The sequence below is a fragment of the Paenibacillus sp. 8b26 genome (genome assembly GCF_050626875.1).
In the GTDB taxonomy this organism is placed as follows: domain Bacteria; phylum Bacillota; class Bacilli; order Paenibacillales; family Paenibacillaceae; genus Paenibacillus.
In genome coordinates this window covers 3,670,683-3,693,663 of the sequence record NZ_CP192445.1, presented here as the reverse complement: position 1 = coordinate 3,693,663, position 22,981 = coordinate 3,670,683, and the positions used below count along the sequence as shown (strand labels likewise).

Sequence of the window (22,981 nt, the reverse complement as noted above, 5' to 3'; positions counted from 1 at the left end):
GTAACTTGAACAGAAAAATCCCACTGATTCTGGCACTTATTTTAATTGTTATGTATTTAGGAGGTTGTTCCAACTTGTCCGACAAAGAGAAACAAGAATTAGTAGACGTCGCCACTCCCATCGGTGTGGACTTTATTAAAGAACATTATAATGCCGATTTCATATTAAAGGATTATGCTGTGGATGATCCTGCTGTCCACTCCAGGCTCTATCTGTATGGGTACATTAAAGGCCACGAAGACAACAAAATTACCATCTACTATAATTATAAAACCAAAGAAGTGATCGACGTCTCTGGGCCAGATTGGTTTATCGACAGTGAAGTTCCCAAATACAAGACCCCTTCTTCCTGAGAAGGGATACTCATCGAGCATTTCACTTTCAACATATTTGTAATCTATGTTAAAGTCTAATTTTTCCCAAATTAAGAAGTAGTATAATTATAGTGCATCCTTTTTGCGAGCGATATAGCCGAGAGGAAAAATAAGTATAAAGTCATTGGATACAGTATATCTGGTCATAGTACATAGTTATGTAGAATAGGTCTTTGTAACTGTATGTTAGGGGAAAATTGTATAGATGAACATCATTTTTAATTTGTTGTACTAAAGAGTATGCAATGACAAATGTAGTTAATAAAATTCACCTTTACGGCTACATAACAGTGCTAAAAGGGTATAGATCATCAAACTCAAATAAGGCTCCTTAGGAGCCTTATTTACTTGTTGCTAAACATATTTAATACTCTTCACTTAATGCTTAGTTACATGAATAAAAGGATATTCGCCTTTGCTTATTTTACGTTTCCATTCTTGGATCATATCTTCTTGGGTAGGCGGTTTCTCATTCACAATTGCTCCAGTAGTTACTTTAGCCATACTTTTTACCCTCTCACGATGGATTTAGTTATTGCGTCTTTATCTTTTCTCCAGTCATTTTGATGTTACCGTCCATTTCTACCAAACTCGTTTTACATTTTAAACCGATGGCATCCTTCGCTGTGACTTGTATTGTGTTACCCGCATTGAATACTAAGTTGCCGTCAGCCTTAACACGGATGTCCTTTTTACTCCGCAGTTCGATTCCATGGTCATCCAGCAGTCGAATCACCACTTCATCGTCATTCCCCGTGATTAAAATTTCATTTTTCTCAAAAATAATGGCTTTGCGGTACTTAGTCATAAATATTTTCGTTGACGGGTCCTTAATAAAGTCTCCCCCTTTAGATCTCTTTCGGATCGAGTGGGTTACAATAGCGTCTTTTTCGTTATGGGTCGGAAAGTAGATATCTACAAAGTCAAAAAGCTCCGGCATGCAGTACCATCCCGTATTTCCTTCCGATGTATAAAATGTAGCATGTGGAAAAGCAAAGGTTTCCTTAACGTTCGGCTTGACCTTATCCATTTCATAAAAGAATACCTTCACATGATCCTGTTCAATTCCAATCACTTTCGACTTCAATGATATGCCACGAATGTTCTCGTTTACAATCAGTTCCTGCTTCATTCCATCAGAGGTGGTTAGCACATATTCATGCCATAAGGAATTGTGTCGTATAAACGCAACAGACTGCAAGACGTATAAAGCTTTCCCTTTGAATTTAACCTCAGCCCCAATTTGTAGCAGGACATCTTTCGGCCCCGTCGTTTGCACTTTATAATACAAAAGATTGTCGTCTTTGCTTGCCCCTGGTTTGGTTTTTCTGGTCATGGAGTAGTTATACTGTTTCAGCTCACCTTTATGGACACCATCAGGTAATCCAAAATAAAATTGAGGGTTCTCTCCTATCGGATCAGGTATCAGTCCCCAACCAAGCCGAGACGCTATACGTTTCAGAAACGACCAGTCCGTTTCGTCGAATTGCATCGTAAATTCCTGTAAAAGCTGATCTTTTAAGCGGCTCGTACAATTGGCTTTGGGATATGATTTGAGCACATGTTCAAGCAATGCTTGCAGCCTCATCTTTACATTTTGAAAGGATTGTCTATGAGGTACTTCATCCAGCTGGCTTGTATAGGATAGAGCTTCAGTGACCAAATAAGCTACATTGGACACCAGCTTGATTCTGAACTGCGTAACTAAACCGCGAAATAACACAATCTGCTTCTGATCATCATTCAGGTAAGAAACAACTAACTTAGCTCCTGCCTCCATATGATCTGTGTACTCTTCCATTTGAGTGCCGGTTAACACACCTGTCAAAAAGACTTTCACATGCTCATTCATTTTCTGTACAACTTTAACTTTCGGATTTTTAAGAGATAAAACCGTTCCGTTATACTTGATGATTGGATATCCCATGTATCTGCTCCTTTTGTCAGCTAGTTTACGTTTATCCGTTGTTTACTTACATATTGAATGACATCTTTAATGGTTTGATTATGTCCTTTATCGTTGATGGCCTGATCCAGTGCAGGGAGTGTGGTAAAGGTTTTATTTTTCTTCTGAAAATATATGCCTGCAATGGGAAAAGGATCTGATATACTTGGCCCTGCTCCCGCGTCAACGAAGCGATAATAATGACGTCTTTTAGCCCATCTTTATTCACGTCCTTAAAAGCTACTGCTGCTAGCCCATCCTCTCCAGACCAGTTATTTCCATAAAATTCAGGGAACGAGTATAGAATTTAACCTTGCTCATCTAACAAAAAGAAATAATTTCCTCGGGCTTCCTCGATCATTCCAACAGTCGAAACAAACTTGACATGCCCCCATCCTTCAAAACTGGTTTCAAAGGACTGCTGCTCATCAATGTTAAATTGGTCGGTATCCAATTCCCCCCCGTTAACAACGGTAGCGGACTGATCAACAACAGGGTTTAGTTCTTGCCATAATTCCTTATTTTGCTTAATACCATCTGGAATTTGCGCAAAACGAATCTCATACTCTGCATGGTCCCCTACTGCATGAGCCACGGGTATACTCACTCCCAATGAATCACTTGTAAGATAACTAAACGTATCTAATTCTGACTCCTCGGCTGAACCTTCCGGTACATCTGCGCTTGTTAACCATTGATTTAACTCATCTTGAGTAAAATCACCGATTAAGCCTTTTTGCTCCGGTTGTACAGCTGTAATTTTCCCATTTTTTAAAAGCTCTATAAAAGGTTTCTCGATCTTCACCAGATCACTCAATCTTAATCTTGAAGCCTGGTTCATATCCAAGTTGGTCGTATAGAAAATATGATTAGGATAGGCTGCGTCCTTCACATAACGAATACCCGTATATTGAACACTCAAGAACCGTTCACTTTGTCGTTTAGTCTCATAATCAATTTCGAGATGAACTCCAGAACCAGAATCTCCGTATTCATGTAATCCTTTTAAAACTTCGTTCTTAAGAATTTGGTTTAAAGACTTTTGCTTTTCAGCATCCTTGAGTTTTGTAATTTGAGGATATTTAACAATGATCCCATTTTCCGAATATTTCTCTTGAATGAGTTCATAGCTTTGCTGTTCAATATGAGTATTTGAGGTGATGCTATGTTCAGAATCAATACGGACTTCTCCACTTTTAGAGAACTCAATGATAATGTTCTGTTCAGAATCATCACTGTTTATTAAGAAACCATTACCGTGGTCTAAAACTTCAATACTCATGCTATCATGTTGCCTATTTTCTAGAATAAGCTCATCCACATCCTTGTTCAATTCCCACGAATCCGGGAGCTTCATCTTACCCACCACTATGCTTTTCTGCGTCCACTTCTGCCCAGATAACTCCCATAAAGCAACAAATACAGGGTATGGATGATATATTGAAACATGTCCCCCTAACAACAACTGTATTCCGTGCTCTGAATCTCGAACCACAAAATCTGTAGCCAATTCTGGCTCGCCATCCCCAATCATCTGGGCGTGTACAAGCTGCTTCGTGCTCCACCACTGAATAAATGTGTATTTATCTCCGATTGTACCTGTCAGCGTATTGGGTGCTCTATAATTCACAACTCTAACGTTGAGCTGCCCACTTTTTAACTGAAACGATTTTGTTAAGATAGTAAGATTGTTATCAAATTTTTCTACTAATTCTCCATCCCTCATCTCTACACTTTCTGGTTCGTTTAATAACAAATTAAGTTCCTGTGTGAACTCCTCAATCTTGTATTGTCTGACATCAGAATCCATATTCTCATTGTTGATTATACGAAGTTTTTGAACTAACGCATCCAATTTTTTCGAATAGGAAATCGTTTTAGCGTCATTTGGGAGAGAAAGCGTATGATTTGTTTCTGTTGTTGGAGAATCCTGTCCCTTCGTACATCCGTTCATTACTACACAGGAAATTAGTAATAACAGAACGCAACAAATTCGCCCGTACTTCAAGTAATTCATGCTGGATATCACACTTTCTACTATTTATCGTTCATCTCTACACTCATAATCTTCCACTTACCTGACTGTTTTTCCAATGTAAACGTAATTTCTTTGTTTGTTTTCTCTTCTTCTGAATTACCTTTTACCAAATATATTTTTCGGTTCTCATCGCCGCTTATCTCTTCATAACTCAGGTCCAGTCCCCAGTACGATAAATAGGCTAAACCGGAAAAATCAATAACATCTTCAAAATCATATGTTTGCCTTGCTGCCGGATCAGTGAGCTGGTCCATTTCAGGAAAAGGTAAATCAAACCACTTCATAAGATAATCAACTTCCAAGTAATTCAGTATCACAGCCTTAGGATCGCTTGGATATACAAACTTTTTACTTTTATTTTTATATAGAATCTCCTTTTTTTCAGGTCCTGTTCCATCATATTTTTGATAGACCACGATGGTATGCTCCTGAGTATCGCTAAACTCATAATAATCTACACTTTCAAATACACCGTCATGATCGGTATCTTTTAACGTTCGAATTCCTTGTCCAGTAGCATTAGGAAAATCAGAATTTATACTCTTGATATGATTATTTTCCAAGGCATATATGGAGAATCCCTCTGAGTAAGCCCCTCCGTCGCCTATAGAATATACAACGATAAATTTTTGATCTGTTTGATCCAGCTTCATGATTTTCACATCTGTATTTAGATGTACAACTATAACCGGGTCCTCTAGTTTATCAATGATGTGATAGCCATCATCCTCCCGGACTACAAATATGTTGTAAATCTCCTCTTTTTCTAATCCAAAAGCAAGCACATATTCCGGCTTTCCATCATGGTCCAAATCTTCTTTTAATACTTTTTGAAGCTGCTCATTTTGGGGTTGGATTTTTTTTATAAACTGATCTAATGCGTTAGAATCTTGCATAGTAGGTTTTTCAGAATCTTCCACTATCTCAGGACTAACAATTGTTGGTGTAGATGATTTAGGAGCGATACTTTTTACCTCGGCCTCTTTATTCACACCACAACCACTAAGAATTAAAATAACTAAAACAAGTACAAATAACTTCTTATTAACCACACTTTCCCTTCTTTCAAAATGCCTATTTTAAATAACTTGATTATCTTGATGAAGCCTGTGTAGGTTCAGGACAAGCAGTTGCAGGCATATTCTTATATACGGGTATTCTAAAGGTAAGAGGTGCATCTACGGTTTTAAGACCCTTGGAAAAACGATCCGATTTCCCATAAGCATCCATAATATTCGTGGCATACTGCTTACTAACAGTTCCATTGTTCCTAAAGGAATTTACATTCCACTTTAAGCTATAAAGCGTATCTTGCCCTGTTTGAATATAATTTCTATAAATCCATTTACCTCCGCCGATTATTGCACTATCGACGGAATTCCAGTTCTCTGACTTAGCCTTTTTTGCACCATTTTTGAGCGCACTCCCATCGTTTGCGCCAATGCCATACATATTGTACCATCCGATATATCCCGGAACCTGTCCCTTTCCTAAAGTTGAAGTTCCGCCTCCTGATTCAACCATGGCTTTTGCTGCTAAAAATACTGCACTCGCTTCATTGCCACCTGCCTTTAGAAATACATCTCCTTTATTAGCTAAACTTTTGCTTAGCACTTTATTAACTGCCTCTTTATTTTGGGTGTTCTTATCATATTTTCCCGACAAAAATTGAAATACACGAGACTCGGTCAAAAAATTACGCGGATCTAAAAAGTATGAAACTGCCTTAGGAGAAGCAGCATTATATCCTCTATCATATTTGAACTTAGGGTCTCTCCAAGGCGGTGAATATCCATATTTGCTTACTTCGGTACATACCAGCCCATTTTTCATTTCTGCCTTGAGAAAACTATTAAAATCTACATTAGTTTCTTCTGCTATAAAACGCCAAGAAGGATGCTGCCTGTGTAATTTTAATAGCGCTGGCCTGTATGATTCCGGGAATTTAGCAAGCTCAGCTTCAAAGCTATCATTTTCTGACTTATCAGGAGCTGCTTGTTCAGTTTTAGGATCATCCTTCGATTTGTTGGTAACTGGTTCTTTTGGTGGTTCTTTAGTGCTCGTATCAATCAGACCCAACTTCTCTCGTATGGCTCGTCCCGCTTTCTCAGCAGCTAACTTTTCTCTGATGTTCCCGCTTGCCTCAGCGTTCATCCAACGAACGGTTTCTTTTTGCATCTGCTCTTGAGCCCACTTGGGGAACGTGGCCATTTCACGTAACTTGCTTCGAAGTCCCTCTGCCAGCTTTTGCGCTTTACGCATACCGACCTCGTCGCCGTTTGCTTTAGCGATATACCAATCCTCTTTGTATTTACGCATCCAGGTTTGGGCCCAGTCAGGATAATTCAGTTTTTGTTTTTTCTGTTCTGCCACCAGGTCAAAAGCCTTTGCTTTCCTATGCGCATTAGCGGTTGTTAAAGCTTTCAACATAGGTGTTGCACCAAACGTTGGTTCTTTCCACTTCATAGGCTATCTCCCTTTTGTAAGAATGCTAGAAAAGCCGTACATCGGAAATACATGTATCCTGATATTTCGTTCCACGTTCAACTGATAAAATAGTAAGTTTAATAAATGAAGTATTAATAGGTTCTTTAAATTTTTTAAGTGTATTAAAATCATTCATTTCTAGAGAGGAACCATCCGTGAATTCCAGTTTTAGCTTCTGAACTCTGTTATTCTCCCGATAAGTTTTTTCAGATTTAGCATATCCGTTAATCATTTCGATACCCCTTACCCTCGTTAATGACCCCAGATCTAACAATATAGTCTCCCTCTCCCCATTACCTTTCACGCCTTCACACCATGCAGTAGATGTATCTCCATCCACCAGATTTTTGACATCATAAGACTGACTACCTTCACTTGATAGAGTAGATGAAGCTTTAATTTGATGCACTTTTATTTCACTATCATATTTGGAAAAGTCATTAGCGGTATAAAACCATTGCACAGGCATTGCCATATTTCCATTAACTGTAGTGATGGATGCGGCTTTACTTTCTAAACCTGTATTTATATTTAGTTTATAGTTGGACGGCGAGTCCACCTTTTCAAACCATAGCTCTGACCCATCACGAGACATTAAGGGCCGCTCCATATTTCCCCCTAAAAAGCGCGTTGCTCCACTACTTAAATTTAACAGGTACGTTTTATTTCCAGACATGGAGTCAATAGAATAGATTAACTGATTCTTTTGAGCCCATTGATTGACCATCGCCATGCCAGAATCTATATGGATTTTTTTTATCATTTTAAGAGTTGATATATCAAATACGATAATGTTCTGCTGGCTGTCAGTAAAAGAAAACTGAGTACCGTCCGGAGAAAATTTTCCTTGTTTAATATCAGCTATATCTATAAAACGTTTATCTAATTGAATAGCTGTTGACTGATTAGTCAACGTATCATAGATATATGCTTTATCTTTATCCTCATATAAAAACTTCGTTAAATCAGGAGAAATCACTGGGTGGTTATAAGGCAGCTTAAATTCATTTACTTTGTTACCCGAATCCAAATCATAGATCTGTATTATTAATTTCGCTTCTTCAAATAAATCTAATTCGAATGCGATTTGACTCCCATCTTCTTGGATTCTCCCTACATCTACATAAGAATCTCGATATTTCTCTTTATCCTCCTTCGGCTGTAGAAAACTAATCAGTTTCTCGGCACTTAAGAACCGTTCAACTTTTGCCCCTTCCAGCTGAACTAAATATGTTGCAGGGTCTTCTTTGCCTTCTTCTACTGTTAAAGCCCATTCTTTCTTTTCATTCTCTTTAGCAAGCTCCGTTTTATTATTTTTATTAGATGATTCCACCACTTCTGAAGCCACACCTACCGTTTTCGAAGAAAAGGATGCGGGGTCTTTTTGAGAAGCATTACATGCTGACAACACGATTAAAAAAAGAATGAATAATATATTTCTTATCATCTTCACTTTGATCTATCCTTCCGATCAAGAATAGCTAGCCCTTTTACATAATTGGGTTTTTCATCCAACGAGTTCTTTACCACACCTACTGAACTCAGAAATCTTACATACTCGTCTTTATGGACCGTAATACAAGCTGTCGAAGTCGGTCTACCTTTAGTATCATTATTGTAGCCCTTGTGTATATTTACTCCTTCTGCTGTGCAATCCTTTTTTTGACTTCCTTTGGTTGCTGGAACTGCTGCACCATCCCGGATACGCAAAGCAGGATAAGAACCCCGATGCAACCCCCCTACAAACTCATACACTCCATCTTTAACCGTTTTATCCTTGCTCTCATAATCAGGAAGCGTACTAGCGTTTTTGCTTGTATACTTAATTTCGCCGTCTATCACCACAATTGACATAGCTCCATATCGACCTTCCGGGTGATCTTCTTGTTTATGACTATAAGAACCATCTCCTTCAAAGAAGAACACGAGTGGTGACTTGCGGTTCGAAGACAGCTTCTTTTGAATAATGCTGTTATTTGTGTAATCATTTATTCTGTACAGAGCTCGAGCCTGATTTCCTTTTAAACCCTTACTACTTATATACCTCTCAATCTTTTTCACCGCTACCAATCCATCTTTATAATCCTCAGGATCAAGTGGCTTCGGCTCCTCCTTCGTCGGTTTTTCAGGAGTAGTCGGCGTCTTCTTGCCTGGTTCCGTTTTCGTTGTTGGGGCAGTCGGCGTTGTAGCCTTATTAACCTTAGGCCATGGAAGAATGCCATTGGCTACTTGATGCAGGTACACTGCGAGTACATCGCGAACATAACCTTTGTTCTCCAAGCCGTACTTTTTCGCAAAATCCTGCAAAGCGGCATTAAGCTCCTTATCCCAATCACCCGTAGTTGGTAGCTTGTACGAGAAGCTGTCTGGATATTTCTTGGCAAGCTTGTTCAAGTTTTCTCTGGCAAGCAGACTGTTCACGCCATACTTACTCCGCAGGGCAGCTGCTTCCTTAGCAATAGCCTTTTGATCGGCAACGGTCAGCTTATGAGCCGCATCAGCGTATTGTCCGGACAGCTCCTCTAACCGGTTCGCATCGAGATAGGAGCTGGCAGAATGCCCACGAATCAGCTCGTTGATCAGCACATTGTCACGCAGTTGGTTCGCGAAAAGATGCATCTGCTTTTGCTTGGCCTTGTCATTTGCGCCGTACGCTTCCCACCACTGGGACGTGTATTCATGCATTTGCGCTCTTGCCCAGGCAGGCATACGATCTATTTCTGCCACCTGCTGGCGCAATTGCTTGGCCTTGGCTGCTGCTTCCTTGGCCCCCTTTTTGTCACCTGCTGCCACGGCTTTGTAATAGTCCTTTTTAAATTGAAGCAGCAAATCTTGCACCCATTGCGGATATCCCTTCCCCTTCAATTCTTGAATTAGGGATTTATAGGCTTTCAGTTCTGCATCAGGCACCTGATTTTTTATGAGCTTACTGGCCTTGATATGAAGCGATCCATCAGTTCGGATATAGCTGGTTTTGCACGTCAGGGATATTTCGCGAGTAGCGGTCATCTGTACCTTTTTGCCATGCAGCACCAAGTCTGTATCGGCGTGAAAGGTAAGATCGTGATGACTATATACGTGAATACCAGAAGCAGGATTTAAGCGTACAAGTATCTTTTCTTTCTGGGTGGAGAGAGCTACTTCTTTATCATCGAATCTCGCCACTTTTTGAGTTTTGGTATGAAACAGCTTCCTTGCTGGCTTGCTGATTTCATCTCCTTTGTAGTCTCTCTTACGCAGGGATTGAACCACGCGAGCTTCCTGCTCTTTGTGGGACGGAAAATATAAATGGACATGATCCCCAAGCTCGGGCATGCAGTGCCAACCGATTCCACCACCGGTATACAAGGTGGGGTAAGAAAACCAGCAACCCCCAGCTTTGGACTGCAAAGAATCCACGGACAAGTGAAGTTTAACCGACTCTCCTTCACCATCTAAATCAATGACTTTCCCTTCAATGGAGGAACCTTGTATGAGTTGATTATATATAACCTCCCTTGGAATGCCTGCTTCCGGAACGAGAAAGTAGTCATATGTCATAAGACCTTGCTTCATCTCTGCATGAATCTGATCGATTACCCAATGCTTTCGTTGAAACACGACGACATCTCCAAGTTCAAAACGTTTCGTATCCTCCACTTCAGCATATGTATACTGGGGACCTGACTTTGTTTTTTGGAGGGAAAAGTTAATGCTACGCAGTTCACCTTTCACCTGTTCTTTTGAGGTGCCTAACCATAGTCTCGGGAACACGGATGTAATCTCGGCAATCAGTCCAGTTTGCAGATGAGAGGCCATTCTTTTTAAAAACTCCCAATCACTCTCCCCATACTGAATAGTAAAGCCGTCCAGCTTTTTATCGCTGTCAGTCAGGTCAATAAAATCCCCGTGTGGATAAGCATCTATGAGTTCGCGGAACAATTGGTAATACGTCAAGCTGCTGTTTTGAAACGAACGGTTTTTCCGTTGTTGATCCATCAAATATGTAAAAGAGGCAGCCTCTATGTACATGTGATATACGCCATTTTTGAATCCAATGCTAATATTGGTGACTATTCCCTTAAAAATACTAACCATCCCTCGATCTTCATCCGTCTCATATACCTCCAGCACATCCTCATCATGTGCTAAACCATCATACTTAGCATGATACTCATCCGGTATGAGAGCAGTGATGTACACCTTGCCGTGCTCATTCACCCTCTGCGTCAATTCAAAGTCCAGCAGCCGGACAATTTCATACGGTGCATTCACCCTAATGTTTCCATACGTCAGCACAGTTCCTGCCAGTCCCATCTTACTCCCTCCATTTGTCTTAACATATGATGTCACTTCTTACAATCAGTAGCTATTCCTGCCCGTCTGTCGTGAATGAAATTTTTCCACACCACATGCATAAATTAGTGGAGCAGCTCATAAGAGCCGGAGATTGATCTACGTATACATCCTTCTTTCCATTCAACCAAGGCATAGAAACGCTCGGTTTGCAGGGCTGCGGAATGATTTTTCCGGAATTACCTTTGTTAGCAGAAGAAACTGCAGGATTATGCATACTGCGGCACATTCCGAATGAAGGGATATGAGTCTGTGGGTGAAAATCTTGAATATTCCCCTGTAATTTATCACCAATGCTAATCCCCCTGTTAGCTGAAACACTAAATCTTCCTGAATGACTTCCATAGTTACACTGTATCTGTGCTCCATCCACTACATAGCTCTCACTCATTCTTGGACTCTCCTTTGTATAGATGGCCCCTCTGTATCGACCTTTTGTAATTTCAAGCCTGCCAAGTTGAACTTTAAAATACATTCAGCCACATCAAGATCCACAATGATATGATGATTGGCATTCTGAATCCTGAATATCTTATGATTCTCCACTGCATATTCATCTAGAATGATTTTCTTCAGTGTACCGTCTCTATGATATTCACTACGTGGTGATAAACACGTCAGGCTAGGCGGACTAGCCAGCCAATACCTCGTTTGCTGCATCCGCTGAATATCGGCAAAAACAACCAACTTCCAAATTAATCCTGTTTGATATATATCAAAGATATCCTTTAGCTGTTCAGAAACTAAAGATACAGGATGCTCTATAAAATCAATATAGTCCGCATCACCAGAAACATAAAATTGCAAAATAGACTCTTCATCAGCGACGGATAAGCTTTTCGCCCATTCCCATAGCTGCTTGCGATTTATCTCTACCGGATACATATAATCTGTAATACAATCATCTTGTTGAATCATGTAATATTCCATATGCTGCTGAATACACCGCCTCACTGATTCCTTTATACTCTCCTATTCTTACTTCCAAATCATCTTCGCACCTCAAAGCCCTGAATTCCGGTGTTTGTATGGCCAATGGAATAGCTTCCTTAGCTAATCTCAAAACATATTCATGAAATTTCTCCGCAACCTGAAGTGCAAAGCGCTCAACATCAGGCTGAATAACCTTATTCATATAGGGTTTTCGGAGCTGATTCAATTCATCCTCCAGTTCTGCTAAAAAGCTGAATGCCCAGCCTGCATCATAGGCTCCATCACAAGGTTGAGGATCAAAGAACCAATTTTTATCATAGGCTTCGATGACATAGTTATAGTTTCGATCCATCAGATACGTGCGCCTCATTGAATAGGTAATGTATCCAATCCTTGTCTTGGCCACTTCTGTAGAATTGGCTTGCAGGCAGATCAATTGAAAGGATTGAATAAAAGATAAGATGAGCTCGTCTTTTCTTTGCTCATACAAAGACATTACTTGGTGTAATTTCTGATTCAGCACATCTTCTGCATAGGTCTTTTGAAAGTGTTCTAGTGCTTCCAGTCTATTCATAATCCCACCTCTAAACCTATTATATAGAATATTTACATGATATTACTGGTCCTATTATCCTATTTAATTACACTTTTTTCATATGATGAGATTGCAAACGAATGTATAAAAAACCAAAAAAATCATTTAATAATTTCATAAATATGTATTCGTATACCCTATACCTCTCAAAAAACCTCCTCACTAGACCTACGAAATGAAGGTTTGCGCAAGCGAATAGGTAAATTGAAGTAGAAAGCCCGGTCTACAATGAAATAATCATGTATAGGGGCAGTAACAGCGAACGTGACACCACCCGCAAAGTAGTTACCATTAATTTCCACATGTTTGCACTTCATGACAGCTACGTGGTTCAAATTGCGCCTTGGAAACCACGTTGAACCAGAATAACGAGTGCAAAGCAGAACTATGGTTCCGATACCAACAAAAACCGGAACTTTTCACTGGTTTACTTTACGGGCTGTGACAGCTTCGCTGGTACTACCCCATAAATGCTAATTTTTTGTATCGTTTGATAAAGATTCGTTCAAGCTGCGACGTGACCTTGAGATACAAAAAAGAAAGCCTCGAACCGGAAAAGATTGGATCATATGTTTATTGATGCATGAAAAATTTGGATTGGTGTAGTATAGTTGAACAAATGGAAAAAGAAGGTGATACCAATGAGTTTTGCTCTTGTATTATTTATTGCAGCTGTGATTCAATTTGTTCTGGATAAAATTATCAGCAAAACAGATGAGAAGATATCAGACACGGATGGTTTTATCCCATACAGGTGGTTCATTGTGATTGGGGGTATTGTGGTAATTTTGTCAGTTCTTTTTGTTAAAGAACCTTATAAATATGTTTGGATTGGCGTATTACTTATTCTAGTGTTCGGTGTTCGATCTATCTTCCAATGGAAATATATTCGAAGTTCACAAAAACATATTATTTCACTATTGATGATGGCCATATCTGTAGTTGGTACAATTGTTTACGTTTTAATTTAACAAAAAAACCGCACAATTAGTGTGGTTTTTTTGTTGTACTACTATTGATGATTAAGAAGCGTAAATCCAAGTTCCATCGAGCCGTTGCATGCGGTCAATAGGACCAGCTTGAGTGATGTAATGTGTTGTACCTCCAGCGTTGGAGTACTCTACAAAAGCAGCTTCAAATTCAATACGTTTGTATTTGTTGGTGTTCACATTAAACCAGCTAGCGTGTCGCGAAGTCCCGTTCAGACCAGCGGTGATAGAGTTGAGGAAATAGTTAGTCGCTAGTGAGCCAGCTATAAGAGCACCCAATCCCAATGCTACACCAGCAGCAGTTCTTGTAGCAAAGGCAAGTGCAAATACAGTAGTCGCTTCACCAGCGATGGCACTGAGTTGTTTTCTAATCCAGCTTTCGCTTTCTTTCCGTTTAACGGCATCCACGGTAACTTGTTGTGCTCGAACCATTAGGTTAAGTTCAGAGGCACTAACACTAATTCTTTCAGTATATTCACGAACATCAGCCATGATAAAATTCCTCCAATTTTAATAGATTTAATTAAGAGATAGGGTAGGAATCAAACTAAGCTGTACCCCGCAGCCTAGTTTGATTGAATTAGGTGTGTTGAGAATGAACTTGAATTGATGGAGTCGCTGACATCCAAATGGCTCCACATTCTTTTGATATCAGTCTTCAATTCTCCTTCACTTATGTAGGTGATTTAAGGCTGTAAATTACAACCAACCTGCGAAGACATAAACTTTTGAGATTCATGTACTTCGTCCGATTTATCCCTACACTTATATAGGAGTCGGGGAGTGTAACTACACAACTGAACCATGAATTTTTTTTTGAACAAAGAAAATGCCTTTTGAATTGTTTAGCCTATACTGAAGAGTATCAAAGCAAAAAGCTAAATAAGCTGCTTCCGGTAGAGTTCCGAGAAACAGCTTGTCGATAAAAGGAATCTTATTTTTTCATGATAAGCTCAAGAAGTTGGGTTTTCATACTCTGAATAGCATCCTCTTTTGGCATACGGAAAAGTTTGCTTAATCGTTTAATATCTTGATCGAAATATTGAAAAATTGCATTCATGGCCTCTACATCGGATTGGGTTTGGGCAAGTTTTACTAACTTCATAAACTCATCATCTGACATAATTCGCGGAGTGCTTTCTTTTTCCATTTGTTCACCGCCTGTTGACTGATTTTAAGTTCTCTGGCAACCTGGGCTTCTGTTTTGTCGTTTATGTAAATTTCATAGATGACTTTTTTGCTTGCTTCACACGCTAATTTATTAATATAAGATTGCAATATCACTCTGTTATCAGATTCATCCGAAAAAGAGGGTCGAAAGAGGTTAGGACTGCATTCCATAGAAACTTCACGTTTGCGATCACGTTTTTCCCGATACTGCATTCGCCAAGCAATTCTATAAAGCTCGCGTCTACAATGTTCAATGGTGCCCAACGAAAATTACCTCTCTTATATTCTTATACGTGTATATAAGGGAGGGAGATATCAAATTCCATTTAACAACCTTAAAAATAGTGAGCATTCCTTCTATGGAAAAAAATATATCATTATGTGGTTTTTTGAAACTATTTGCAAGCCCCATTACTCTATGCTTTTTCCATTCGGCATAGAAACTTTACTTTGCGGGTTGTGACAGCTTCGCTGGTACTACCCCGTATAATGCATGCTAGACTCCAACAAGGCTAAAATCCGGCGAATGCTGATCAATTTGGTAGACAACGCGGTGAAGTTTACAAACGCGGGGGAAGTCACTCTGTCTGCTGCTACCCAATTGTATGATCATTCCGGCATTTGCTTAAAGCAGAGGCTGGATTCTACTCATACATGGCCTAAAAGGGCACAAAAACCCGTGACGGATATCGTCGCGGGTTTTCATGTCATGGATGTTTGCTAATAGGTAGTAATGTCACTCTAAACTTACGTATATGTGCAGGGCTGAGCCTAATAACGCTTGGGAGCAGCCAGCTTGGCCAAATCCGACATGTACGTAAAAAAGGCTTCCGGGTCTGTGTCATATACCAGATTGACAGGGCGGCCTTCCGCCTGTTCCACGGTTCTGCCCTGACTCGGGCCGTCTGCGATGACGCTGCAATGTACTGTCTTTTTCTTTACAATATCCGGACGTCCCACTGATGCGGTGGTCAGCACATCCCACAGGTAGTAGGTCGAGTTCGTCTCGCTATAGACAAGCGGCGGACACCCTGCGTAGCAGTTGCCCAGGAAATCCACGCCCTCATAGCGGCGCTCGGCAGCCCAACGTTTGCGTACGGCTGGCGTTAATGGCACTTTGCTCGTGCTTTCCAGCGCTACAAGATCAATGGTAATGCCGCTTTGCCATACCCGATATGCCGCTTCGGGGTCCCAGAACACATTCCATTCTGCTGTGCCATCGTGCTCAGGCTCCTCTACATTACCTTTTTCAAAGGTGCCGCCCATCCATACCAGCTTGTCGATTTTCTCTTCAATATCCGGTGCCTCATCCAGCGCGCGTGCCAGATCGGTCAGTGGTCCAGTGAAAAGGAGCAGTGTTTTGCCTTCGGCTCCACGTACCTTTTCGATCAGATGCTGATGAGCCGGCAGAGCGGAAAGCGGCGCTTCCATTTGTCCCGATTCATTCAGTACAGGTAGTGCATCTACATAGAAGGAATGTAAACGCCAAGCAGCAGGAAATGGATTTTTACCGCGTGAATTAGACTTCGCAACTTCCACAGATCCTTTATTTTTACCAAAACGATCAATAATTTTACGGCTGGCATCCGTCGCAGGCTCCAGGTAACCATCTGCTGGAATAACTGATACTCCCGTCAAATGAACTTGCTCCATCTGAAGCAGCATAAACAGGGATACCAGATCATCCACTCCACCATCATGATTAAAATAAACGTTTGTCTGACTCATCTGTCTCTTCCTTCCTTTATCCCCGCGTAACAGGCATGTTCTCATCGGCAATCATCTTTCATTATGACTGATCGCTTCAAGGGAGTAAATGTGCTATACTACTTTACATCAAGAAAAAAGGCCCTATATTTACCATTAATGTATAATTCAATTTTTATGCAATTGCTTTTATACTCTTACGAGCAGCAGGGAAGTAGGTGCAGCCTATGGTATCCAATCTGAATGCATCCGGGGATGGTTTGCTTTCCATCATTGAAGAATTGCGCAGAGAGCTTATTACAAAGGCACAACATGCCGCCTTTACCGACCCCTCCATAGTAGAGCTAAGTCAACGTCTGGATCATTATGTAGTCCTTGCCCAGCAAAGAAAGAAGAGAAACTAATGCCCCCTTGGTCCCCACCATACATTCCTTCCCCTCTCGGGTCAGTTCAACATATAAAGCACCCATTTCCCTGTCCGGTCCCGGTCCTGATCTTCAGGTTCTGCCGCTGGAGCAGGGATTTTTTTGTTTACTTCGTGCTTAAGAAAGGTACAAATGTGTGTAATAACAGAGTAGAAGCATAAGTCTCATTCGGAAGCGTACTAAGGAGAGATGCATATGACAGCCCGAACAATAGAAGAGTTGGAGCAAATCCGCAAGGAGTGCAGATCCATGGTGACGAAAAGGGCTGCGGCTTCGGGCGGAGCAGTATTGGTTCCAGTTCCAGGGGCTGACGTTCTGGCCGATGTTGGCATTCTGATGCAGTTGCTGCCTGCCATTAACGGGAAATTCGGATTATCCGAAAAACAGTTAAACGGTCTGGATGCGGAAACAAAATCCATGGTGTATGGCTTTATCACCTCGATCGGTAGCAAGCTGATCGGTCGAATCATTACCCGCGAGGTGATCGTGCAAATTTTGCAAAAGATGGGCGTTCGCATCGCCACCAAGCAGGTCAGCAAATTTGTACCCTTACTGGGGCAAGGACTGGCTGCCGCGATTGGCTTTACCGCGATGCGCACCATTGGCAATCGGCATGTCGAACAGTGCTATGAAGTAGCCAAGCGTTTGCTGGAGCAGCAAGCTTCGGCGGATATTGCCCGCAATTGGACCGTACCGCAGCAGCCTTTGGACCCTGCGGGAATTGAACTATTGCCCGGCCGGAACCTGGAAGCAGCGATCCCACTGCTGCCCGCTCCCGATAAAGATCAGGAACCCAAATCCTAGTCCCGGCAGCTACATCACTTTCAACCTAAACCAGCATGGGGATATCCCGGGGCAAGCCACCAGCTCCTGCGAATCTCCGTGCTTTTTACTCTTCCACCTTGGCTCCATAGGATCGGGCCACGGCTACCGCCTGCTGGATGTCGAGCTTGGCTCCGGTGATATTCAAATCTTTGAAATTGACGCCATCCATCTTCGCACCCCGCAGATCCGTTCCTTGAAGCTGCGCCCGGTGCAGCCTTACCCGGGTAAGATCCGCTTCCCGCAAATCTGCCTTTTCCAGATTACATTCGGATAAGTCAGCTTCCTTGAATCGTATTTTTCGCAAATCCTGTTTTCTTAAATCTGCATGACGCAAGTTCGTATAGGACCAATCTCCGCCTGTAATCGTGATACCATCCATATTCGCCCCTGCGAAATCTGAGCCTACCAGCTTGCAGTTATCAAACCGGGCCACAAACAGATTCGCGCTGGTAAACAGGCAATTGGTAAAAGCAGACTCCTTGTAATGTGATGCATTCAGCGTGGCCCCCGTAAAATCGCAATCTACAAAAGTACAGTCTTCAACAAGAGATTCATTCATCTCCACACCCCGAAAGCGACAGTGGATAAACTCACAATTTCTCCACTCACCTTCCCGGGCATCCATCGAACCAAAATCACGGGCTTCATAGACCTCATCTGTATAAAAAAACATGTTCTCCCCCCTATCCCTTATCCCTAAAATCAGGAACTCAGCTTTTCGGCAAGGAATGCTCAAAACCGCTTTTCATTTTCCCCAGCAAACCCTTCATCATCTTATGATCCTGTGCCGTAAACTCAGACATACACGATCGGATCAGCTTCGTGTAATAAGGGACTATCTTGCTTAACAGTTCTCCTCCTGCCTCCTTTAATCCCACAGTCACCATCCGTCCGTCACTCTCGTGAGCCACGCGTTCAATCATGCCTTCTCGCTCTAACCCGTCGATCAGCCCGGTCATGGTTCCACGCGTGACATCGGCTTTTTCCGCCAACTCTGATGGTGTCATGCGATGCGGCGCATGGCAATGCAACAGGCTAAGGACGATGATCCGGCCCTGAGAAGCCCCCAACTTGGTTAGATCCGTATCCATTTCTCTGAAAATACCGTTAGCCAAGCGCGCAAATGTCACAAAAGTCTCTATATTATCCACTTCGGCATCCTCATGTCCAAAGCTACGCAGCACCCCGCGTATGGAGTCATTATGAAAATTAAAATTCATAGTCTATCCATTCCTTCCTTAATCCCGCTTGTTCCGTCAAACGGTAGCTTCTCCATTCTTCTGGCAGCAAAGAAGCATACGGTTCCTTGGCAAAACGATCATCTACCAGGACCAGCAATCCTTCGTCGTGCTCTGTGCGAATGAGTCTGCCACCTGCCTGAAGAACCTTGTTCATCCCCGGATATACATACGCATAGTTGAAGCCATTCCGTCCCTGCTCTGAAAAATAATCCCGCAGCACATCCCGCTCTGCTCCAATTTGCGGCAAGCCAACGCCGACGACCACTACCCCATTTAAGCGATCACCCGGCAGATCAACTCCTTCGGCAAATACGCCCCCCAGTACGGCAAAGCCGAGCAGGGTACGCTCTTGCCCCGGCTGAAAAGCCTCCAGAAAGTGATCCCGCTCCGGTTCGGTCATGCCTGGACTTTGTACCAGCGTATCCGCAGACACGCCCCGGGCCGTAAATTCCTCATATACCTCTCGCAGATACGGATAGGAAGGGAAAAACACGAGCATATTCCCTTTACGCTCCTCAGCCAATCCCGCCAGCATATCTGCAATCGCCCCCTTCGAGCGTTCACGATCCCGATAACGAATAGAGAGCGGCAGCAGGCGTACATCCCATTGCTCCTGATGAAAAGGGGAAGGAACCTGCAACGTGTAATCTTCTTCCCTCGCTCCCAGCATGTCCCGGTAATACGCAAGCGGTGTCAACGTCGCAGAAAAATAAATGGCCGAGCGATAGCCCTTCACAGCCTGACCCAGCAAATGCGAAGGATCCAGGCAGAACAGCTTGACCCGCACTTCACTGCGTCCCGCCTCGATATAGGTAACGTAGCGTTCATCGTACAAAGCTGCAATCCGCAGCATATTTTGAGCGGCAAAATACGTATCCAACAGCAATGTATAGGCCGCTCCTGAGCTGCTCGTACTACCGGTGCCAGTTAACAGCTCACGTTCGGCTGCCTCTACAAAAGGTGCCAGCAGCCCCAGCACCTCATGCGGCGCCTCCGTATTCACTGCTTTTCCCGTATCCGCGTACAGCTTGCGCAACGCAATCATATGCGCGTTAACTGCACTGGCCGCCCCGGCAATCTCCGGGCTTAGCAGCTTGAACTCTTTTTTCAATTCCAAAAAAGACGATTTCAACATTTCCGCCGAAAACATATCCCGGCCGCGTTCCACCAGATTATGCGCCTCATCCACCAGCACAACACCTTTTCGCTTGTGCTCCTCCAAGAGTCTTTTCAAAGAAATACGCGGATCAAAAACATAATTATAATCACTGATTATACCATCCGAGGCATACGCCACATCCAGCGAAAATTCAAAGGGACATACCCTGTGCTTGCGTGCATAATACTCGATCACCGCTCGGGTCATTAACGTCTCGTTAACCAAAATATCGGACACCGCACCGTTGATCCGGTCGTAATATCCCTCGCACATGCTGCATGATCCGGCATCGCAATCATTTTCATCCTTGAAGCAGATTTTATCCTTCGCCGTCAAGGATACTACATGCATATGCAGCCCTTGGGCCTGCATCTTGGCATACGCTTCTTCTGCTGCTGCGCGGGTCGTGGTGCGGGCAGTCACATAATACACACGGCTAGCCAGCCCTTCACCGATGGCCTTGATCGCAGGAAACAGGGTGGATACCGTTTTACCGATACCCGTAGGCGCTTTCGCAAACAGATTGACACCTTCTGCAATTGTCTTGTATACCGAACCCGCCAGAGGCCGCTGGCCTGAACGATATGTGTCAAAGGGAAAGGCCAGTGTTGCAATACTGGCATCCCGTTTCTCCGCATGCGCTCTTAACAGGAAAGCATACGGCGCATAACCCTCGACCATCCTCAGCGCAAAGGTCTCCAGCTCTGCAAAGGATAACTCCCGTCTGAACCGCCGAATTTCTCCGCTGTGTGCCTGTACATAAGTAAGCTGGGCCTGCATGGAATTGCGCTGCTCTTCGCGGGCAATCATATAGGCGTACAGAAATGCTTGCGCCCAATGCACAGGTTGACCATCCCCCGGAATATCTTCGAGAGGAATGGAGACCGATTTGATTTCATCAACCGTCCATATGCCGTCCAGCTCAATCAGTCCATCACAGCGGCCCTCAACGATAAATAGGGCATCCTCATATAAAATTTCTGTGCGCAGATGTACCTCTTTGCGGTCATGCTCCTTATAGCTTTTTTGGATAAGCTGATGCACGCGTGTTCCTTCCAGCATGCTGCTGTTCGAGCGGAAACCACCGTGAATGCTGCCACTCCGATGCACATATTCCACAAGGGGTCGCACCGATATGTTAATTGGTTCCTTCATACGATCACCCGTTCCGATCATAGTCCTTTCACTGTATCACGTAGACAGACGAAACGTAAGAGGCAAAAGGATTGTTTGTCATCTAACTGGTATTCACTCATGACCTCTTTTTTCCGAAATATAGAAATAGGGCTTTTAGCTTTCACTTCTTAACGATACTACAACTTACATTACAATCATAAGGGATAGGGATATGTTAAAAGAACTAATCAACAATTTTGCGTTATTAACGAGTTTCTTATTCTTTGGGAACTTATTTTTCCGAAAATACGAGCGTTATATGGAAAAGCATGTATGGCTTTATCGGGTGCTAAACGGTTTGATGCTGGGGATGTTCGGTATTCTGTTGATGATGACAGGTGTATGGGTCCGCGGGCATTTTGTGGTCGATCTGCGCCAATTGGCTATTATCATATCTGTTTATATGGGAGGAACGATATCCGGTCTGTTGACCACCCTGATCATAAGCCTGTACCGTATTTACATCACCGGTGGTTGGACAGATGTTTCTCTGACTGCTACTGTCAATTGCTTCATGACACTGGGCATTTCACTTACCTTCATTCGAGAAAAAAGCCTAACCCTCCGCAAATGGATGTCAGCCGTGCTTGGAGCTGCTGTTGTGTCGCTGTTATCTACTTTCTATGTGGTTAATCCTCCTAATAATGAAACTATTATAATAGTCACAACCGTTAAGTTGCTTGGCGGCCTGTTCACTTATTTTATGGTGTCCCATATCAAAAAAACAGAACGGGCCATTCATCTACTCGAAGAGGCTGCGAATCGGGACCATTTAACCGGATTATACAGTCCGCGTGCTTTTGATGCGCTATTTGAAGAGGTCTTTCATACTTCCAAGGCTACAAAGCAACCTTTTGGGGTCGTGATGCTGGATATTGACCACTTTAAAAATATTAATGATACGTATGGTCATTTGAACGGTGACACCGTCTTAAACCAATTGGGAATTTTGTTAAACCGGGAATCTACAAGGAGGACATACCCCTCCCGTAAAGGTGGAGAAGAATTTGCCATTCTAATTGGAGATTGCGACAGCCAGAAAGCAGCAAGCTTTGCCGAAAAGATTCGAAAGGCTGTGGAAAACGGTCCCTTTCAACTAAATGACGGAACCATCGTTCCTCTGACGGTATCTATCGGAGCAGGCAGCTTTCCTACCATTGCAGCGGATAAATTATTGGAGAAGGTGGACGACGCTCTTTATGAAGCTAAACACTCAGGACGCAATCGGGTAGAAATAGCAAAACGATAATTATAAGTCGCTAAATGTCAGGAAAGCTGGATTATTGTTAATAAAAAGTGGTAAAATGGAAATAAGAATCGTATTAGAAAACCTTCTGCCGCTAGAGGAGACATGCCTTACAATCTACATGGGGGGGTGGGCTTTTTGAACCTCGAACAATTGGAAAAACTCATGGAAAAAGAACGCCGCGAATTAAATCGTATGGCAACCTTACATGGATTAAGGGATGAACGTGTATTGGACAAGTCCTCTCGGCTTGACCGAATTATGGACAAGTATCTCCACACCAAGCGTGCGGTAAATGGTAGCAATCAGGCACATTCATAGAAGAAAGCTACACCG

The 22,981-nt window shown here is 42.6% G+C and carries 23 protein-coding genes; 6 read left to right on the top strand and 17 right to left on the bottom strand.

Translation table 11 applies throughout. The features are described from left to right. The first annotated feature begins 5 nt into the window (after positions 1–5). Positions 6–353, top strand: coding sequence for a hypothetical protein (locus ACQ4MX_RS16990; RefSeq protein WP_149094231.1), 348 nt, complete (start codon positions 6–8; stop codon positions 351–353). A 399-nt stretch (positions 354–752) separates the two neighbouring features. Here ACQ4MX_RS16990 and ACQ4MX_RS16985 read toward each other — a convergent pair whose 3' ends face one another. The 10 genes from ACQ4MX_RS16985 to ACQ4MX_RS16940 all read right to left on the bottom strand — a co-directional run bounded on the left by ACQ4MX_RS16985 (position 753) and on the right by ACQ4MX_RS16940 (position 12,686). After that, a complete protein-coding gene (locus ACQ4MX_RS16985) occupies positions 753–878 on the bottom strand; it encodes a hypothetical protein (protein WP_014278618.1) in 126 nt (41 codons plus the stop codon). A 28-nt stretch (positions 879–906) separates the two neighbouring features. Next, positions 907–2,301 (bottom strand): hypothetical protein, encoded by a 1,395-nt coding sequence (locus ACQ4MX_RS16980; RefSeq protein WP_431086153.1) that lies wholly within the window; start codon positions 2,299–2,301, stop codon positions 907–909. Positions 2,302–2,626: 325 nt separating this feature from the next. After that, positions 2,627–4,336 carry a DUF4163 domain-containing protein gene (locus ACQ4MX_RS16975; protein ID WP_431086151.1) on the bottom strand — a complete coding sequence of 570 codons (1,710 nt, stop codon included), beginning with the start codon at positions 4,334–4,336 and terminating at the stop codon, positions 2,627–2,629. 20 nt (positions 4,337–4,356) lie between these two features. After that, entirely contained in the window at positions 4,357–5,409 is a 1,053-nt protein-coding gene (locus tag ACQ4MX_RS16970; protein ID WP_431086149.1) for a hypothetical protein, read from the bottom strand. Positions 5,410–5,449: 40 nt separating this feature from the next. After that, on the bottom strand, positions 5,450–6,823 hold the full coding sequence (locus ACQ4MX_RS16965; protein WP_431086147.1) for an N-acetylglucosaminidase: 1,374 nt from the start codon (positions 6,821–6,823) through the stop codon (positions 5,450–5,452). A 25-nt stretch (positions 6,824–6,848) separates the two neighbouring features. After that, positions 6,849–8,291 carry an NADase-type glycan-binding domain-containing protein gene (locus ACQ4MX_RS16960; protein ID WP_431091362.1) on the bottom strand — a complete coding sequence of 481 codons (1,443 nt, stop codon included), beginning with the start codon at positions 8,289–8,291 and terminating at the stop codon, positions 6,849–6,851. 2 nt (positions 8,292–8,293) lie between these two features. Then, positions 8,294–11,140: a contractile injection system protein, VgrG/Pvc8 family gene (locus ACQ4MX_RS16955; protein WP_431086146.1), complete on the bottom strand. Its 2,847-nt coding sequence runs from the start codon at positions 11,138–11,140 to the stop codon at positions 8,294–8,296. 52 nt (positions 11,141–11,192) lie between these two features. Further along, complete coding sequence (locus ACQ4MX_RS16950; protein ID WP_431086144.1) at positions 11,193–11,570, bottom strand: DUF4280 domain-containing protein; 378 nt, start codon at positions 11,568–11,570, stop codon at positions 11,193–11,195. After that, on the bottom strand, positions 11,567–12,097 hold the full coding sequence (locus ACQ4MX_RS16945; RefSeq protein ID WP_431086143.1) for a hypothetical protein: 531 nt from the start codon (positions 12,095–12,097) through the stop codon (positions 11,567–11,569). Before ACQ4MX_RS16945 ends, ACQ4MX_RS16950 begins: the two co-directional genes overlap by 4 nt. Continuing rightward, positions 12,081–12,686 carry a hypothetical protein gene (locus ACQ4MX_RS16940; protein ID WP_431086142.1) on the bottom strand — a complete coding sequence of 202 codons (606 nt, stop codon included), beginning with the start codon at positions 12,684–12,686 and terminating at the stop codon, positions 12,081–12,083. The genes ACQ4MX_RS16945 and ACQ4MX_RS16940 overlap by 17 nt, the downstream gene beginning before the upstream one ends. A 662-nt stretch (positions 12,687–13,348) precedes the next feature. On the opposite strand from ACQ4MX_RS16940, the gene ACQ4MX_RS16935 reads away from it, so the two are divergent. Then, positions 13,349–13,678: a DUF4181 domain-containing protein gene (locus tag ACQ4MX_RS16935; protein WP_044644337.1), complete on the top strand. Its 330-nt coding sequence runs from the start codon at positions 13,349–13,351 to the stop codon at positions 13,676–13,678. Positions 13,679–13,729: 51 nt separating this feature from the next. Here the strand turns inward: ACQ4MX_RS16935 and ACQ4MX_RS16930 are convergent, their stop codons facing one another. From ACQ4MX_RS16930 to ACQ4MX_RS16915, 4 genes are all read right to left on the bottom strand, one after another. Beyond that, positions 13,730–14,188, bottom strand: coding sequence for a hypothetical protein (locus ACQ4MX_RS16930; protein ID WP_431086141.1), 459 nt, complete (start codon positions 14,186–14,188; stop codon positions 13,730–13,732). Positions 14,189–14,630: 442 nt separating this feature from the next. After that, positions 14,631–14,846, bottom strand: a complete 216-nt coding sequence (locus ACQ4MX_RS16925; RefSeq protein ID WP_223822163.1) for a helix-turn-helix domain-containing protein — start codon at positions 14,844–14,846, stop codon at positions 14,631–14,633. Then, positions 14,798–15,037 carry a sigma factor-like helix-turn-helix DNA-binding protein gene (locus ACQ4MX_RS16920; protein WP_431091361.1) on the bottom strand — a complete coding sequence of 80 codons (240 nt, stop codon included), beginning with the start codon at positions 15,035–15,037 and terminating at the stop codon, positions 14,798–14,800. The genes ACQ4MX_RS16925 and ACQ4MX_RS16920 overlap by 49 nt, the downstream gene beginning before the upstream one ends. A gap of 600 nt (positions 15,038–15,637) precedes the next feature. Continuing rightward, entirely contained in the window at positions 15,638–16,594 is a 957-nt protein-coding gene (locus tag ACQ4MX_RS16915) for a nucleoside hydrolase (protein WP_134912047.1), read from the bottom strand. Positions 16,595–16,800: 206 nt separating this feature from the next. Between ACQ4MX_RS16915 and ACQ4MX_RS16910 the strand changes: the two genes are divergently transcribed. Together ACQ4MX_RS16910 and ACQ4MX_RS16905 are read left to right on the top strand one after the other, a co-directional pair. After that, on the top strand, positions 16,801–16,977 hold the full coding sequence (locus tag ACQ4MX_RS16910) for a Spo0E family sporulation regulatory protein-aspartic acid phosphatase (protein ID WP_431091360.1): 177 nt from the start codon (positions 16,801–16,803) through the stop codon (positions 16,975–16,977). Between the two features lie 216 nt (positions 16,978–17,193). Further along, complete coding sequence (locus tag ACQ4MX_RS16905; protein ID WP_431086139.1) at positions 17,194–17,802, top strand: hypothetical protein; 609 nt, start codon at positions 17,194–17,196, stop codon at positions 17,800–17,802. Positions 17,803–17,887: 85 nt separating this feature from the next. Here ACQ4MX_RS16905 and ACQ4MX_RS16900 read toward each other — a convergent pair whose 3' ends face one another. The 3 genes from ACQ4MX_RS16900 to ACQ4MX_RS16890 are packed head-to-tail and all read right to left on the bottom strand — an operon-like array spanning position 17,888 to position 21,399. After that, positions 17,888–18,496 (bottom strand): pentapeptide repeat-containing protein, encoded by a 609-nt coding sequence (locus tag ACQ4MX_RS16900; RefSeq protein ID WP_431086138.1) that lies wholly within the window; start codon positions 18,494–18,496, stop codon positions 17,888–17,890. 37 nt (positions 18,497–18,533) lie between these two features. Further along, the gene (locus ACQ4MX_RS16895; protein WP_431086137.1) at positions 18,534–19,043 is read right to left on the bottom strand and encodes a MarR family winged helix-turn-helix transcriptional regulator; all 510 of its coding nucleotides are present in this window, start codon (positions 19,041–19,043) and stop codon (positions 18,534–18,536) included. Further along, positions 19,033–21,399, bottom strand: a complete 2,367-nt coding sequence (locus ACQ4MX_RS16890) for an ATP-dependent DNA helicase (protein ID WP_431086136.1) — start codon at positions 21,397–21,399, stop codon at positions 19,033–19,035. The genes ACQ4MX_RS16895 and ACQ4MX_RS16890 overlap by 11 nt, the downstream gene beginning before the upstream one ends. 259 nt (positions 21,400–21,658) lie before the next feature. Here ACQ4MX_RS16890 and ACQ4MX_RS16885 point away from each other — a divergent pair, with 259 nt between their 5' ends. Beyond that, positions 21,659–22,648, top strand: coding sequence for a diguanylate cyclase (locus tag ACQ4MX_RS16885; protein ID WP_238354008.1), 990 nt, complete (start codon positions 21,659–21,661; stop codon positions 22,646–22,648). 135 nt (positions 22,649–22,783) lie between these two features. After that, positions 22,784–22,966, top strand: coding sequence for an aspartyl-phosphate phosphatase Spo0E family protein (locus ACQ4MX_RS16880; RefSeq protein WP_134912041.1), 183 nt, complete (start codon positions 22,784–22,786; stop codon positions 22,964–22,966). Positions 22,967–22,981 lie beyond the last annotated feature (15 nt).

Excerpts from the sequence above, each read along its gene's own strand:
- ACQ4MX_RS16965 (WP_431086147.1), bottom strand. The coding sequence starts at position 6,823 with ATGAAGTGGAAAGAACCAACGTTTGGTGCAACACCTATGTTGAAAGCT.
- ACQ4MX_RS16895 (WP_431086137.1), bottom strand. The coding sequence starts at position 19,043 with ATGAATTTTAATTTTCATAATGACTCCATACGCGGGGTGCTGCGTAGC.
- ACQ4MX_RS16955 (WP_431086146.1), bottom strand. The coding sequence starts at position 11,140 with ATGGGACTGGCAGGAACTGTGCTGACGTATGGAAACATTAGGGTGAAT.
- ACQ4MX_RS16945 (WP_431086143.1), bottom strand. The coding sequence starts at position 12,097 with ATGATTCAACAAGATGATTGTATTACAGATTATATGTATCCGGTAGAG.
- ACQ4MX_RS16925 (WP_223822163.1), bottom strand. The coding sequence starts at position 14,846 with ATGGAAAAAGAAAGCACTCCGCGAATTATGTCAGATGATGAGTTTATG.
- ACQ4MX_RS16920 (WP_431091361.1), bottom strand. The coding sequence starts at position 15,037 with ATGGAATGCAGTCCTAACCTCTTTCGACCCTCTTTTTCGGATGAATCT.
- ACQ4MX_RS16975 (WP_431086151.1), bottom strand. The coding sequence starts at position 4,336 with ATGAATTACTTGAAGTACGGGCGAATTTGTTGCGTTCTGTTATTACTA.
- ACQ4MX_RS16960 (WP_431091362.1), bottom strand. The coding sequence starts at position 8,291 with ATGATAAGAAATATATTATTCATTCTTTTTTTAATCGTGTTGTCAGCA.
- ACQ4MX_RS16930 (WP_431086141.1), bottom strand. The coding sequence starts at position 14,188 with ATGGCTGATGTTCGTGAATATACTGAAAGAATTAGTGTTAGTGCCTCT.
- ACQ4MX_RS16910 (WP_431091360.1), top strand. The coding sequence starts at position 16,801 with ATGGTATCCAATCTGAATGCATCCGGGGATGGTTTGCTTTCCATCATT.
- ACQ4MX_RS16985 (WP_014278618.1), bottom strand. The coding sequence starts at position 878 with ATGGCTAAAGTAACTACTGGAGCAATTGTGAATGAGAAACCGCCTACC.
- ACQ4MX_RS16915 (WP_134912047.1), bottom strand. The coding sequence starts at position 16,594 with ATGAGTCAGACAAACGTTTATTTTAATCATGATGGTGGAGTGGATGAT.
- ACQ4MX_RS16950 (WP_431086144.1), bottom strand. The coding sequence starts at position 11,570 with ATGAGTGAGAGCTATGTAGTGGATGGAGCACAGATACAGTGTAACTAT.
- ACQ4MX_RS16890 (WP_431086136.1), bottom strand. The coding sequence starts at position 21,399 with ATGATCGGAACGGGTGATCGTATGAAGGAACCAATTAACATATCGGTG.
- ACQ4MX_RS16940 (WP_431086142.1), bottom strand. The coding sequence starts at position 12,686 with ATGAATAGACTGGAAGCACTAGAACACTTTCAAAAGACCTATGCAGAA.
- ACQ4MX_RS16885 (WP_238354008.1), top strand. The coding sequence starts at position 21,659 with ATGGAAAAGCATGTATGGCTTTATCGGGTGCTAAACGGTTTGATGCTG.
- ACQ4MX_RS16935 (WP_044644337.1), top strand. The coding sequence starts at position 13,349 with ATGAGTTTTGCTCTTGTATTATTTATTGCAGCTGTGATTCAATTTGTT.
- ACQ4MX_RS16900 (WP_431086138.1), bottom strand. The coding sequence starts at position 18,496 with ATGTTTTTTTATACAGATGAGGTCTATGAAGCCCGTGATTTTGGTTCG.
- ACQ4MX_RS16980 (WP_431086153.1), bottom strand. The coding sequence starts at position 2,301 with ATGGGATATCCAATCATCAAGTATAACGGAACGGTTTTATCTCTTAAA.
- ACQ4MX_RS16905 (WP_431086139.1), top strand. The coding sequence starts at position 17,194 with ATGACAGCCCGAACAATAGAAGAGTTGGAGCAAATCCGCAAGGAGTGC.